Origin of the sequence: Sulfurospirillum sp. 1612, assembly GCF_036556685.1 — a bacterium.
GTDB lineage: Bacteria > Campylobacterota > Campylobacteria > Campylobacterales > Sulfurospirillaceae > JAADIZ01.
Genome location: NZ_CP140614.1, coordinates 1,675,381 through 1,689,343, shown reverse-complemented (window position 1 = coordinate 1,689,343; position 13,963 = coordinate 1,675,381). Strand labels below are relative to the sequence as shown.

The following is a 13,963-nucleotide window of genomic DNA, read 5'->3' as shown; positions in this document are numbered from 1 at the left end:
AAAGATAGGAGTGTGTATGCTTAAAGAGATGTTAGGTGATGAAGAATATTGTGATATTATGAGAGTTCATGTACAAGATACCATTGATTATCTTTTGACAAAAGGCATCAGCTTCTCGATTTTATTAAATATTGAAAAAGTAAACTTTGACCCCCCACTACCTGAAGAGATTATGCGGAGTTTTAAGCCAATTACACTTTTTGTGATTGCGGGATATACCTTTGAAAGTACGGTTTTAGATGATGAAAAGATTGTCTTTGAAGCAGGCTTTGGTGCCCATAATTTTGGCTCTTTTGTCTCGGTACCTTTGCTGAGTATTCTTCAAATTTTGGTAGAAGAAACTCCCATTTTAATCAATCTCTCTATCCCATCTTTTGAAAAAGAAGAGATAGAAAAACAAGCGGGGGTCAAAAAATCTATGGAAGCCTTATTATCCAACCCCGAAAATAAAAAATTATTCAAGAAATAATTATACTCTTTTACGATTCATCAAAAATGAGACAATGGAATCGATTGTAGCATCGTGTTTTCTGTCTTTTAGGTAGGCAATATAGAGAATGCGTGCCAATTTGTAACCTTTGATTCTTGCGCAATAGAGTTCACCACTTTCTAATTCATCTTTGATAATATGCTTGGAGATAATAGAGACAGTTGGGATTTCATCAACTTCAGTTTTGAGAATCATTTGCTTGACCGCCGTTGAACTGGTGACGACGCTTTTCATGTCAAAAGATTTACAATCAATACCCATCGCATCAAAGGCCTCTTGGACTATCTTGCGTGTGTGAGAGTTTTCTTCACGACAAATCCATCTAAAACTGACTAAATCTTCAGGTTTGACGACTTTTGGAATGGGAGATTTACTGACGATAAACAATTCATCTTCAAGCCACTCTCTAAAGATGATATCTTCACGAAAAACAGGCGCTTCCAAGATAGCAAGATCTACTTTTTTGTCCATTAATTCTTCAGTAATTTCTTCAGAATCATCGATTTTTAGCATGATTTCGCGTTTGATTTCTTCTTGGAGTTTGTTGAAAAAGTTCGGGAGAATGTAATTTCCAATCATAAAAGAAGCTCCAATGATAAATGCGATATCTTTATCAATGAGCTTAATCATATCTTTTTCAGAGGTATTGATGGCTTTTTCAAGTTTGATGGCTATTTTGTGCAACTCTTCTCCCGTTTTGGTGAGTCGGATACCATTCTTTTTTCTATCCACGATTTTGTCTTCAATATAATCTTCCAATAATTTTATTTGTTGCGTAACAGCAGGCTGACTGATGCCTAATTTTTTTGAAGCTTTAGAGAAACTTTTCTCTCTTACTACAGTCAAAAAAGTCTCGAGTTTTGTAAAATCTTTTAGCATATATTCTCCTTAATGATAACTACAATTTATTATATTTTTAAATTATAACTAAAATTGATGGTATATACAATAGCTATTTGTAGGTTTTATTTTTTTTTGGATATAATATAATAATAAAGGGTTGATGTGTAACAGCCCTAGTGTATTATATTTACAAATAACAACAAATTGGAACACAATGCAAGACATACTCAAAGAGTTAAACCAAGAGCAACGCTCAGCAGCAGAACACATTGATGGACCGCTTTTGATTCTCGCAGGAGCGGGCAGCGGTAAGACGAAGACAATCACAGCACGAGTTGCTTATCTGATTTCTTTAGGGATTGACCCCGCAAATATTTTGACCCTCACCTTTACGAATAAAGCCGCCAATGAGATGCGCGATCGCGCGCTCTCTTTGATAGGACAAGTGCGCTACCCTCCGATGTTGTGTACTTTTCACAAATTTGGACTTTTGTTTCTGAAATTTCATATCAATAAATTAGAACGCAGTAATAATTTTGTCGTGATTGACACCGATGATAAAAAGCGTATTCTCAAGAGTTTTGGCTCCGACATGCCACTCTCTTTAGTCGCTAGTGAAATCTCTCGCTACAAAAATTCACTCATCACCCCCAAAGAAGCCTTTGATAAAGCAGAACAACAAAATTATAAAAAAATAGCCAAACTCTATGAGCAATATGAAAACTACATCACCAGTAATAATTTAGTCGATTTTGATGATTTATTGGCACTCACCTATAAGATATTAGATCTTGATGATGAACTCGCTCATCAAATCAGTGAACGATACCAATATATCATGGTGGATGAGTATCAAGATACCAATGAACTCCAATACAAACTTTTACGAAAACTCTGTACCGCGCACAATAATCTCTGTGTCGTGGGAGATGATGATCAGAGTATCTATGGCTGGCGGGGTGCTAATATTAAAAACATTTTGGAATTTCATAAATCTTTTGATGCGGTTAAAGTCACCAAATTAGAAGTCAATTATCGCTCCACCAACCAAATCTTAAAAGCGGCCAATGAATTGATTGAGCACAACAGAGAGCGTATTGGCAAGAAACTTGAGAGCATTCATGGCGATGGTAAAGAGATTGAATTTATCGAATCTCCTGATGAAAATTATGAGTCTAAAAATATTGCCGCGCGCATTAAAAAGTTGATTAAAGGCGGTGTTGAGCCTAAAAATATCGCCGTTTTATATCGTATCAATGCCTTGAGTCGATCTTTGGAAGAGGGGCTTAATAAAGAGGGTATCTCTTATAACATGGTCGGTGGTGTCAAATTTTATGAGCGAACAGAAATCAAAGATTTGATTAGCTATCTTAGAGTGATTACCAATGCTAATGATGATTTTTCGATTAAGCGTGTTATCAATAAGCCAAAGCGCGGGCTTGGTAAGGTGACCATTGATAAACTGTTTAAACTCGCTTATGAGCACAAAATGTCTCTGTATGAGTATATCGTCACGCATGAAGATGAAGTCAAAAAAATCACCAGTGCGAAGAGTTTTGTCGCATTAGAGGATTTTATTCATAATATTCAAAAACTCAAAGAAATCAGTGCGGATAGTACTTATGATTTTATCTATGAATTAGAAAATTGTATTAAGATACGAGAATATTACTCTATGATGCCCGATGCCCTTGAGCGGGTTTCCAATATTGATGAATTTTATGGTCTTTTTAGAGATTACGTCAAGCAACATCCTGATATGGGCGCTGAAGATTTTCTCAATGATTTGGCATTGCAAAGTGACCAAGACCAGATTGATAATGAAAATATTTCTATCATGAGCGTGCATGCGAGTAAAGGTTTGGAATTTGAATATCTTTTTGTCATCGGTTTGGAAGAGGGATTTTTCCCGCTGATTGGAGATGGTAGTGATATCGAAGAAGAACGCAGACTTGGCTATGTGGCGATTACACGAGCGAAGCGGGAGTTGGTGCTCAGTTTTGTAAATAGCAGATTTTATAAAGGTCGCCGAGCAGAGCTCATGAAGAGCCGATTTTTGAAAGAATCAGGGGTTTGTAAAGGGAGTTTAATCTTGGAGAAAACGACCTCTTTTAAAAAGGGTGATTTGGTCAAACACAAGATTTTTGGTATCGGTCGCGTCTTTGAGATTAGCAAGGTGCAGCGAGAATTTAAACTCAAGATAAATTTTAGCGGTACCAAGAGAGATATTTTAGCCTCTTTTATAGAAAAAATATGAATAGACTGTTTGTTGCTTATAAACCGAAAAATATTTCGTCAAATTTTTTCTTGAAGAAAATCAAACGCAAATACGGCGTCAAAAAAGCAGGATTTTCCGGCACACTAGACCCTTTTGCAGAGGGTGTTTTGATTATGGCCTTTGGTCAATACACCAAACTCTTTCGCTTTTTGGATAAGGCCCCCAAAAAATACCGCGCGACGTTGTGGCTTGGGGCGAGCAGTCCCACATTGGATATCGAAAAAGTAGAAGAGGTCAAAACATTGATGCCTTTTTCTATGGATTCTATCAATATTGTTGCTCAAAGTTTCATCGGAGAGCTTGAATATTTACCTCCCAAATACAGCGCAAAACGCATCGCTGGTAAACGGGCGTATCAGTTGGCACGGGATGCGTGTGATTTTGAGCTCAAAACAATAAAAAGTACGATTTATGATCTTAAAATTGTGCATTATATGCACCCTTTTCTCACCTTTGAAATCAGTATCAGCGAGGGAGGATATGTCCGAAGCATTGGCAATCTTTTCGCTCAAAAACTAGGCGTTGATGGAATTTTGAGCGCTTTGCATCGCTTCAGTGAGGGACGTTTTGAGTATCATGATGAAAAAGCATTGGCGCCGCTTGATTTTATTAATGTGGAATCGATTGATTATCGTGGTGAAATGGAAGATATCATATTGGGCAGAAAATTGGATAAACAAAACTTTGACAAGCAAGACAATGGTATTTACAAGATTGTAAATAATGATGAATTTGCCCTCGTTGAATTACATGATGATGGGGTAGATTATGTTTTAAATAAGGTAAAATTGTGTTAATATTATCGAGAAAAATTGGAGAATCTATCCTGATAGATGAGACGATATCTATCACCGTCGTTGAGGTTTCAAAAGGCGTCGTGCGTATTGGTATCGATGCGCCAAAAGATGTTTTAATTCTCAGAAAAGAGTTAGAAGAGGCGGTGAAGGATTCAAATATTCAAGCGGTGCAAAAAGTCAATTTGCAAGAATTATCTCAACTCAGTCAAAAATTAAAAAAATGACCTATCACGCATTTGCCAAAGTCAATATTTTTCTTAAAATTGTAGGGAAAAGAGGGCATTATCATGAATTGCAATCACGATTTATGCGCGTTGAGAATCTTTATGATGTTCTTGTCCTCACGCCGAAAAAAACCGAAGAGCCCTTTGAATTGCATGGAGAATTTGGATGTGCATTGCAGCAGAATACTATCTATAAAGCCTATGTTGCACTCCAAGAAGCGGGATTTAAAGCCGCGTTAACGGCATTATTTGACCGCTATAGTCTCACCGTAGAAAAACACATTCCCTCTTTTGCCGGATTGGGCGGTGGAAGCAGTGATGCGGCGAGTTTCTTGCATCTTGTCAATGATATGGCCGCATTAAATTTAGATCATGATACCCTCGCACAAATTGGTATCAAGGTGGGCGCAGATGTGCCTTTTTTTGTTTATAATTATCACAGTGCCAATGTCAGCGGTATTGGTGAGATTGTAGAGCCATTTGAAGAACCTCCTTTGAAATTAGACGTGTTCACACCTAATATTAAATGTAACACTGCGGAAATTTATAAAGCTTTTCGGGAACATTATAAGATTGATTTAGAATTATCTGATAAAATGTCTCACATGAAAAGTAAAACATTGCTAGAAACATATCAAGATTATGAATTAAATGATCTTTTGAGTCCGGCTATAAAAGTCAACAAACAAATCGAGGATTATAGAAAAAAAGATTGGTTTTTTAGCGGTAGTGGCAGTAGTTTTTTTAGCATGAAAGAGACGGATAAAAATGGGTGAAACAATAGCAAGAAATAAAAAAGCATATCATGATTATGAGATACTAGAGAAGTATGAAGCTGGAATCGAATTAAAAGGTAGTGAGGTCAAAGCCATACGATTAGGACGGGTCAATCTCAAAGATTCCTTTGTCAAAATCATCAAAGGAGAGGCATTTTTGTTTGGGATGCATGTCTCACATATGAGTAGTGTGAATATGCATTTTGCGCCTGATGAGAGAAGAGACCGAAAGCTCCTTTTACACAAAAGAGAGCTACAGAAGTTAGAAGCGAAAGTCAAAAAAGACGGCTTGAGTATCGTAGCGCTTAGTATCTATTTTAATTCGAAAAACTTTGCTAAATTACAAATCGCTCTTGTGAAGGGTAAGGCGCTTCATGATAAACGAGAAGCACTCAAAGAAAAAGACGCCAAACGAGAGACAGCCAGAGCGATGAAAGATTACAGGTAGGAATAAAAATGGCAAAAATCAATGAAGAATTTGAAAGTGATTGTGCGGAACAATTAGAGTTACATGAACCAAGATTATATAAAGTCCGATTATTAAATGACGATTTTACCAGTATGGATTTTGTTATCATGATACTGATGGAATTGTTTCATTTTAATAGTGAAAAAGCGGCGGCCATCATGTTTAAGATTCATGAAGAAGGATCGGCTGTTTGCGGTATTTTTACCTACGAGATTGCTGAGACGAAAGTCTCTCAAGTACATGCATTGGCAAAAGAACACAACTTTCCGCTACGTGCTATTATGGAAGAGGAGTAGAAAATGGTCAGTCAAGAATTAAATATACTTTTTAGTGATGCCCTAAAATTTGTCAAAGAACATCATTATGAATACATCACAATAGAACATCTGTTTTTCTCAATGCTAAAAAATAAATCCATCTTGGAGGTGTTACACTACTGCCATGCTGATGTGGATGCCCTCTCAGATTCTCTTCGCAAACACTTCAGTATGTACTCTCCTATGGTGGTAACCAAAGAAGATTATGAGCCTTATGAGAGTATCGCGCTCTCTCGAGTCATCGAAAATATGATGCTTCACTCAAAATCAAGCGGCAAGATAGAAGCGAGTGTTTATGATCTCTTGGTCTCCATCTTTCAAGAAGAAAATTCTTTTAGTGCCTCATTACTAGAAAAACAAGGGATTAGCCGACTAGAAATCTTAGAAGCCATCACCCATGTGAGTGCTCCTGAGAACAAAGAGGCATCGCAAGAAGAGGGCGCGTTGCAAAAATACTGCATCAACCTCACCCTGCTTGCAAAAGAACAGCAGTTAGACCCTTTAATCGGTCGTGCAGATGAGTGTGATCGGGTGATTCAAGTCTTATGCAGGAGAAAGAAAAACAATCCACTATTAGTCGGAGAACCCGGTGTGGGTAAAACAGCCGTCGTTGAAGGTATCGCACAAATGATTGTTGAGCAAAAGGTTCCTGATATCTTAGCCGATGCCTCATTATATGCGCTAGATATGGGGGCACTCTTATCCGGTACAAAATATCGAGGTGATTTTGAAAAAAGGCTCAAAGAGATTTTGAGTGAATTAGAAAAAGAAGACAAAGCCATCTTGTTTATCGATGAGATTCACACCATCGTCGGAGCCGGAGCGACTAGTGGGGGGTCGATGGATCTCTCCAATCTCTTAAAACCCTCCCTAGCCAGTGGCAAGATGAAGTGTATCGGGGCGACGACTTATGGAGAATTTCGAAATTTCTTTGACAAAGACCGCGCCCTTAGTCGTAGATTTTCAAAAATTGATATAGATGAGCCAAGTTTGGATGATAGTTACAAAATCCTCCTCGGTCTCAAAGAGCGTTACGAACAACATCATGGGGTCAAATACCCGCACTCTGTCTTAAAAACGACAGTAGAACTCGCAAAAAAATATATCAATGACCGCTTTTTACCTGATTCTGCGATTGATCTCATCGATGAAGTGGGGGCATCGTTTCATTTGTTAAAACGCAAGCGAAAAAGTGTCAGCATTGGTGATATTGAAAATATTTTAGAAAAAATCGCGCACATGCCAAATCGTCATGTTAATGCCGATGAGGGTGAAGTGATTGAAAATCTGGAAAAAAATCTCAAATCAAAAGTATTTGGACAAGATGATGCGATTCATGCCCTCGTTCGTGCTATCAAGCGCTCTCGTGCCGGTTTAGGAAACCAACAAGCCCCAATCGGGTCTTTTTTATTTGCAGGACCTACGGGTGTGGGGAAAACAGAAGTGGCCAAACAGTTAGCCAGTGAATTGGGTGTGCATTTTGAGCGTTATGATATGAGTGAATATATGGAGAAACATACCGTGAGCAGACTCATCGGGGCGCCTCCAGGTTATGTCGGATTTGAAGAGGGCGGTCAGTTGACTGAGAGCATCAAAAAACATCCGTATTCTGTGTTATTGCTAGATGAAATCGAAAAAGCGCATCCGGATTTGTTAAATGTTCTGTTGCAGATTTTTGATGGTGCTGTATTGACAGACAATAATGGTATCAAGACCGATTTTAGAAATGTCATCATTATCATGACATCAAATCTGGGTTCCAAAGAGGGCGTTCATGTGGGATTCCAAAAAGAGGAAACCTTCCAAGCAGACCGAGCTATCAAGGACTTTTTTGCCCCAGAATTTAGAAATAGATTGGATGATATTATCCATTTTACCTCTTTGAGTGAAGCGATTATGATCCCAATTGTTCAAAAGATGATTGATGAATTAGAAGCACAATTGAGAGATAAAAAAATCACCATCAAAGTGAGTCTTGCCGCCAAAAAATACTTAGCCCAAGAAGGGTACAGTACCGAGTTGGGCGCGCGTGTCATGAGACGGGTGATTCAAGAGAAAATCAAAACACCATTGAGTGATGAAATACTCTTTGGAAAGCTGAAAAAAGGCGGTACGGTTAGTATTGATTATAAGAAAAAAGACTTAACATTTCGATACGGACATTGATGATTGCGTGAGAATAGCTTTATCCCGAAGATTGATACTTTTTCTTATATCTTTCCTGATCCACACTTAGCACATAAAACCGGCTTGCTCGCGTGGGGAGGGGATCTCAACAAAGATCGTGTTTTGAGTGCTTATACCCAGGGGATTTTTCCTTGGTATAATGCCGATGATCCGATTCTTTGGTGGTCACCCGATCCCCGTTTGGTTTTATATCCTCAAAATATAAAGATTTCCAAAAGCTTAAAAAAGAGTATGAAAAAGTATGAAATACGCTATGATACACAATTTGATGCGGTGATGAATGCGTGCCGGATGACGCGCGTGCAATCAGGAGAGCAAAGCTGGATCAATGATGCACTGCAATCACTCTTTCATACGCTACATTTAGAGCATTTTGCACACAGTGTGGAGACCTATCATGATGGGGTATTGGTAGGGGGATTGTATGGACTCTATCTGGGGGGCGTTTTTTGTGGTGAGTCGATGTTTAGCACCAAATCAGATGCATCCAAAGCTGCTTTGGTTGGATTGTGTGCCAAAGTCGATGCCTTAGGGGGAGATTTTATTGATTGTCAAATTCCCACCGATCACCTCAAGTCCATGGGGGCACAGGAGATGAGGCGGGCGGAGTTTTTGGAGCTTTTGGCGCAATCTTTAGAGACAAAAAGTTATTTTGGGAGTTGGTCATGATAGAAGAAATCGCACCGGTATTTTTGTTTGTTTTGATAGGATATATCTTTAAAGTTGCCAAAGAAGATATCTCTCATGAGCTCACCGAATTTGTCATCTACTTTTCACTTCCTGCCCTCGCACTGTCTAAAATACGACATTTAGAATACAATGATATTATCTTTAAAGTGATTGGGATTAGTTATGTGGCCATGTTTATCGCCTTTGTGTTCTCTTTGGCTTTGGGAAAATTGATGAAACTCTCTCGCAAAGATTTAGCCACTTTTATGATGGTCTCTATCTTTGGTAATACCTCTTTTGTGGGATTTTCTTATATAGAGTCACTTTATTCTATGAAAGAGGTTGTTTATGCGCTTGTGTATGACCAACTGGGTACTTTTGTGGCATTGTTGACGTTTGGGATTGCGATTATCTCATGGGGTGCGAACAAACAAGATAGCCACAAGGAGCACGTCCTCAAGCAAATCTTTCTCTCTCCTCCATTGATTGCCATTGTGGTGGCCGTCTATTTTCATGGGGTTGATTTCCCTGCTTATTTAGAAGGGATTTTGGATAAACTCCAAGCCACACTCATCCCGCTTGTTACGATTATTGTGGGGATGAAACTCGAATTAAAATCGCTGGGGAGTTATTTTAAAGAAAACGTTTTGGCATTGTTTGTCAAGATGTTTTTAACTCCTTTGGCGATGCTAGGCCTCATGCATCTGTTTTTTGATATGACAAAAACATGGTCAAAAGTCACCTTCTTAGAGATTGCCATGCCACCGATGACGATGGCTACAGTTTATGCCATCAAAGGCGGGCTCAATAAAAATCTCGCAATCAATGCCCTCGCACTTGGTATCCTCGTCTCATTTGTGAGCATTGTCGCTTGGAATATGTTTTTGGGCATGTAGTTGACATATTAGTTCTCCTTGGGTACCATTAGCAAAATAATTTTTTTTAATATTATAGAGGTGAGAAAAGATGCCAAAAACAGATTTTAAAGAGGATGAGATAGAGCGCTATGCTAGACATATCATACTCAAAGATATCGGTATTGAAGGACAATTAAAGCTCCTAAACTCTAAAGTTCTCATTATCGGTGCGGGAGGACTTGGAAGTCCCGCGGCTTTGTATTTGGCCGCAGCTGGTGTTGGTACGATTGGGATTGCTGATGGGGACCGGGTAGATTTGAGTAATCTACAAAGGCAAATCATTCATACGACTGAGGATGTTGGTGTTTTGAAAACCAAATCGGCAAAAGATAAAATGCAAGCGATTAATCCTGATATCAATATCATCACGCACGATACATTTTTGAATGCTTCAAATATCTTAGAGATTGTCTCAGACTATGATTTTATTATCGATGGCGCTGATAATTTTGCGACAAAATTTTTAATCAATGATGCGTGCATCTTAGCCAACAAGCCCTTTTCTCATGGCGGGATTTTACGATTTGTAGCACAAACGATGACCGTGGTACCTGATGTCTCTGCTTGTTATGCCTGCGTGTTTGATGCTCCACCTCCGGCAAACAGTGTGCCTTCGTGCTCGCAAGCGGGCGTGGTTGGTACGATTGCTGGGATATTAGGAAGTATTCAAGCGACTGAAGCGATTAAATACTTAGTGGCAAAGGGCACGCTTTTAACCAATCAATTACTGATATGTGATGCTTTAAATATGGATTTTGATAAAGTTAAATTTACAAAAAACCCAGAATGTAGAGTCTGTGGAAAAAATAAAATCACGCAATTGCATGATTATGAACAACAAATTTGTGAAGGATAGAGATGAAAAAAGTTACAAAAGATTTCAGAGGGATTGTCTGTCCCGTAAATTTTGCAAAAACAAAGCTCGTTTTGGCTCAGATGGAACAAGGCGATATTTTAGAACTCTTTATCGATGATGGCTCCGCTATCAAAAATCTGCCTGGTTCTGTTGAAAATGAAGGACATAAAGTCTTATCCAAAAAAGAGGAAAAAACCGGCGGATGGTGTATCATGATAGAAAAAGGATAACTACGTGAGAGTGTTTGTAGATGGTGATGCCTTTCCTAATATTCTCAAACCCATCCTTTTGCGTGCCATCGAGCGTCTGGGATTAGAGACTTATGTTATCTCAAACAAGCGTGTGGATATCGGCAAATCAAAGCACATCTCTTATATCATCGTAGCAGCAGGAGCCGATGAGGCTGATCATAAAATCGTCGAGATGGCTGATGCGGGAGATTTAATCATTACGGCTGATATTCCTTTGGCAGATCGCATTATCGACAAGAATGCACACGCCATCGACCACAGAGGCGCTCTTTATAGCAAGGAGAATATCAAGCAATACTTAGCGATGCGAAATCTGATGCAAGAGATTCGAGATAGTGGTGAGAAGACACGAGGCCCCGCACCCTTTGGGCGTAAAGATGCGCATGAGTTTGCCAATCAGCTCAATGCTTTTTTAACCCGTTTTCAACAACATCAATCCCGAGGGACAAAAGCCGCGCTCATATAGCCGACCACTTGGCTCTTATCGCCACTAGCATCAGCACTGGTTCTATAATCTAAGAGTAGCGGTTGCCACTTTGCTTTTTTGGCATAAAGAAGCATCGCCTCTACGCCAATCATACCACACGCTTCACACCCTTGATGTAAGGTGGCCGTATCAAGATGCTCTATGGCGTCCAAGCAAACTGTGTCGAGATTTTTTGCTTTATTAATATCATAATAGTGGCTTAAATCGGTACTAATCACAACAGCATTTTGGGGATCTTTGAGCACCAAAGCGATGAGTTTGGCCAATGCTTCTGGGGCTTGCCTTCCATACACCAATTCAACCACCGATGCCTCTGGAATATAGTGTTTAATAAAAGGCATCTGTACTTCGGTACTGTGTTCAAATTGAGCTTCTGGATGAAAGTGTAAATCAAAGCTGTTTTTGAGCTCCTCTACTAAATTGGTATCGATAGTTAGTGCACCAAGGGGTGTCTCATACTGTTCATAATCGCAAATACTTATCCCATCAATATAGGCACGATGACTCGGACCGATTACGATAATGCGCTTTGGTTTAGTGTTTTGAAGCAAGCTATAAGCGACACTTGCGGTAAATCCTGAGTAGATATAGCCCGCATGCGGGACGATGATGGCACGGGGTTTTGTATTGACACGAACCTTCGAATCTCGGTGGGTTTCAATGATTTGATTATAGTGGGCAAACATTTCATGGATTTTTGTTGCACTGTTTGGATAAAATTGTCCTGCAACAACGGTTTTTCTTATTGTCATGTCACGCTCCTTTTTTTATCATGATAAAGGTTAAAACTACTCCCAAATTCCTTCGATAACACGCTGGCATGTGGGACATTGGTTATGAGTGAGATGATTTTGAAGGATACGAAAGCCCTCACGCGCTATCAACAAGGTGCCACACTTCGGGCAGTAGGTGTTTTCTTGTGTGCGAAGATTGCCCATGTAAACATAATAAAGCCCCGCATCTGTTGCGATTTTTTGTGCCCGTTTGAGTGTTTTGAGTGTGGTGGCGTGATGATTTTGCATCTTGTAATCAGGGTGAAATGCACTCAAATGCCAAGGAATATGGGCCCCTAAGTCATCGGCAATAAAAGAGGCCATCGCTTTTAAATCCGCATTAGAGTCATTTTCTCCTTCTATCAAAAGAGTGGTAATCTCAACCCAAATACCGAGGGATACCATCGTTTTTAGGGTATTTTTGACAGCATCCAAACCGCCTTTTAACGTTTTTTTATAATAATCTTCATTCCAACTTTTAAGATCGACATTCGCGCCATCACACCACTGTTGCATATCATTGAGTACTTCGGGTGATTCAAAGCCATTGGTGACAAAGATGTTTTTCAGTCCATGCTCTTTGGCCAACACTCCAATATCTTTGGCAAAAGGATAAAAAATCGTCGGCTCATTGTACGTATAAGCGATTGATTTCGCTCCCTTTTTGATGGCAAGCTCGACAATTTGTTGAGGTTCTATCATGATACGTTCATCGATTGTATGTTCTTGAGAGATTTCCCAATTTTGACAAAAGGGACATTTGAAATTACACCCTACTGTGCCCAATGAGAGGGCTTGAGTGGATGGGAGCATATGAAAGAGAGGTTTTTTCTCAATCGGATCGATATTTAGTGCACTAGGATGTCCATATACCAGTGTTTTGAGCACACCATTTTCATTTTTATTGACACCACAAACACCCAAACCACCGAGGGGAATTTTGCAATAATGCTGGCATAAAAGACAGATAATACGATCACTGTTCTCAATCGTTTTATAATAGGTCATCGTGTGCCTCCTCATAAAGAGCAAAATTTTAGAATGGTCTCATACTATCAGAGTTGACGGATCCTATCTCGGTCATCTTCTCGTTCATATCGTTGCATTCTCTCTTTATATCTTCGAATAGCCGTTTGAATTTCAAAGGCAAAGTTATTGCCGATGATAAACTCATCCTTATCCTTAAAGAGTCGCGTGTAGTGATTTCTTGCAGCCTCAGCCTCTAGCGCACTCTCCAACGTGCTCTCTTGACCGTGGGTGAGGGATCTTAGTGTCATAGGAACATCGGTAAACTCACGGTACAATTCATGATAAAAATCAAAAGGAATATAAGAAATTACCTCAGAGACTTGCAGTGCTCCATCAATCTTCTTAAAATGATACATCGTGATTTTCTCGGATTGACTATCATAGGTACTGTACGTTTTTGATGCCATAAAATCGGGGATACTGATAGCATCTTTGAGTAAAATATTGGTGTTAATGCTTTGAGGATTAATCTTGTGGCTACAACCTGCTAACATAAAGAGTGCCAAAAGCACATAAGAGAGAAATTTAAAATATTTGAGCATGTAAACCTCCTTGATTGTTACTATAATTCTAGCACGATTTTTTAAATAGTGATATTTT

At 39.2% G+C, this 13,963-nt stretch carries 17 protein-coding genes; 13 read left to right on the top strand and 4 right to left on the bottom strand.

Going from position 1 to position 13,963, the window contains the following annotated elements; all coding sequences use genetic code 11:
* Nucleotides 1–16: 16 nt before the first annotated feature.
* Nucleotides 17–469, top strand: coding sequence for a hypothetical protein (locus SFB89_RS08390; RefSeq protein ID WP_331774238.1), 453 nt, complete (start codon nucleotides 17–19; stop codon nucleotides 467–469).
* Here the strand turns inward: SFB89_RS08390 and SFB89_RS08385 are convergent, their stop codons facing one another.
* Nucleotides 470–1,369: a LysR family transcriptional regulator gene (locus tag SFB89_RS08385; RefSeq protein ID WP_331774237.1), complete on the bottom strand. Its 900-nt coding sequence runs from the start codon at nucleotides 1,367–1,369 to the stop codon at nucleotides 470–472.
* 178 nt (nucleotides 1,370–1,547) lie between these two features.
* Between SFB89_RS08385 and SFB89_RS08380 the strand changes: the two genes are divergently transcribed.
* The 12 genes from SFB89_RS08380 (at nucleotide 1,548) to SFB89_RS08325 (ending at nucleotide 11,540) form a co-directional block, all read left to right on the top strand.
* Nucleotides 1,548–3,590: an ATP-dependent helicase gene (locus SFB89_RS08380; RefSeq protein WP_331774236.1), complete on the top strand. Its 2,043-nt coding sequence runs from the start codon at nucleotides 1,548–1,550 to the stop codon at nucleotides 3,588–3,590.
* Nucleotides 3,587–4,408 carry a tRNA pseudouridine(55) synthase TruB gene (gene truB / locus SFB89_RS08375; RefSeq protein WP_331774235.1) on the top strand — a complete coding sequence of 274 codons (822 nt, stop codon included), beginning with the start codon at nucleotides 3,587–3,589 and terminating at the stop codon, nucleotides 4,406–4,408. Before SFB89_RS08380 ends, truB begins: the two co-directional genes overlap by 4 nt.
* Nucleotides 4,402–4,632, top strand: a complete 231-nt coding sequence (gene csrA, locus SFB89_RS08370) for a carbon storage regulator CsrA (protein WP_331774234.1) — start codon at nucleotides 4,402–4,404, stop codon at nucleotides 4,630–4,632. The genes truB and csrA overlap by 7 nt, the downstream gene beginning before the upstream one ends.
* A complete protein-coding gene (locus tag SFB89_RS08365; protein ID WP_331774233.1) occupies nucleotides 4,629–5,408 on the top strand; it encodes a 4-(cytidine 5'-diphospho)-2-C-methyl-D-erythritol kinase in 780 nt (259 codons plus the stop codon). Before csrA ends, SFB89_RS08365 begins: the two co-directional genes overlap by 4 nt.
* Nucleotides 5,401–5,856: an SsrA-binding protein SmpB gene (smpB, locus tag SFB89_RS08360; protein WP_331774232.1), complete on the top strand. Its 456-nt coding sequence runs from the start codon at nucleotides 5,401–5,403 to the stop codon at nucleotides 5,854–5,856. Before SFB89_RS08365 ends, smpB begins: the two co-directional genes overlap by 8 nt.
* Before the next feature lie 8 nt (nucleotides 5,857–5,864).
* Nucleotides 5,865–6,173, top strand: coding sequence for an ATP-dependent Clp protease adaptor ClpS (locus SFB89_RS08355; protein ID WP_331774231.1), 309 nt, complete (start codon nucleotides 5,865–5,867; stop codon nucleotides 6,171–6,173).
* Between the two features lie 3 nt (nucleotides 6,174–6,176).
* Entirely contained in the window at nucleotides 6,177–8,360 is a 2,184-nt protein-coding gene (clpA, locus tag SFB89_RS08350; protein WP_331774230.1) for an ATP-dependent Clp protease ATP-binding subunit ClpA, read from the top strand.
* Between the two features lie 3 nt (nucleotides 8,361–8,363).
* Nucleotides 8,364–9,050: a leucyl/phenylalanyl-tRNA--protein transferase gene (gene aat, locus SFB89_RS08345; protein WP_331774229.1), complete on the top strand. Its 687-nt coding sequence runs from the start codon at nucleotides 8,364–8,366 to the stop codon at nucleotides 9,048–9,050.
* Nucleotides 9,047–9,946 (top strand): AEC family transporter, encoded by a 900-nt coding sequence (locus SFB89_RS08340; RefSeq protein ID WP_331774228.1) that lies wholly within the window; start codon nucleotides 9,047–9,049, stop codon nucleotides 9,944–9,946. The genes aat and SFB89_RS08340 overlap by 4 nt, the downstream gene beginning before the upstream one ends.
* A gap of 70 nt (nucleotides 9,947–10,016) precedes the next feature.
* A complete protein-coding gene (locus SFB89_RS08335) occupies nucleotides 10,017–10,823 on the top strand; it encodes a HesA/MoeB/ThiF family protein (protein ID WP_331774227.1) in 807 nt (268 codons plus the stop codon).
* A gap of 2 nt (nucleotides 10,824–10,825) precedes the next feature.
* Complete coding sequence (locus SFB89_RS08330; RefSeq protein ID WP_331774226.1) at nucleotides 10,826–11,053, top strand: sulfurtransferase TusA family protein; 228 nt, start codon at nucleotides 10,826–10,828, stop codon at nucleotides 11,051–11,053.
* Nucleotides 11,054–11,057: 4 nt separating this feature from the next.
* Entirely contained in the window at nucleotides 11,058–11,540 is a 483-nt protein-coding gene (locus SFB89_RS08325) for a YaiI/YqxD family protein (protein ID WP_331774225.1), read from the top strand.
* On the opposite strand, the gene amrB is transcribed toward SFB89_RS08325, so the two are convergent.
* From amrB to SFB89_RS08310, 3 genes are read right to left on the bottom strand one after another with little or no spacing between them, the layout of a single operon-like run.
* On the bottom strand, nucleotides 11,507–12,313 hold the full coding sequence (amrB, locus tag SFB89_RS08320) for an AmmeMemoRadiSam system protein B (protein ID WP_331774224.1): 807 nt from the start codon (nucleotides 12,311–12,313) through the stop codon (nucleotides 11,507–11,509). The two genes, SFB89_RS08325 and amrB, sit on opposite strands and share 34 nt — an antisense overlap.
* Nucleotides 12,314–12,349: 36 nt before the next feature.
* Nucleotides 12,350–13,342 carry an AmmeMemoRadiSam system radical SAM enzyme gene (amrS, locus tag SFB89_RS08315; RefSeq protein ID WP_331774223.1) on the bottom strand — a complete coding sequence of 331 codons (993 nt, stop codon included), beginning with the start codon at nucleotides 13,340–13,342 and terminating at the stop codon, nucleotides 12,350–12,352.
* A 47-nt stretch (nucleotides 13,343–13,389) separates the two neighbouring features.
* Nucleotides 13,390–13,905 (bottom strand): hypothetical protein, encoded by a 516-nt coding sequence (locus SFB89_RS08310; RefSeq protein ID WP_331774222.1) that lies wholly within the window; start codon nucleotides 13,903–13,905, stop codon nucleotides 13,390–13,392.
* Nucleotides 13,906–13,963: the final 58 nt, after the last annotated feature.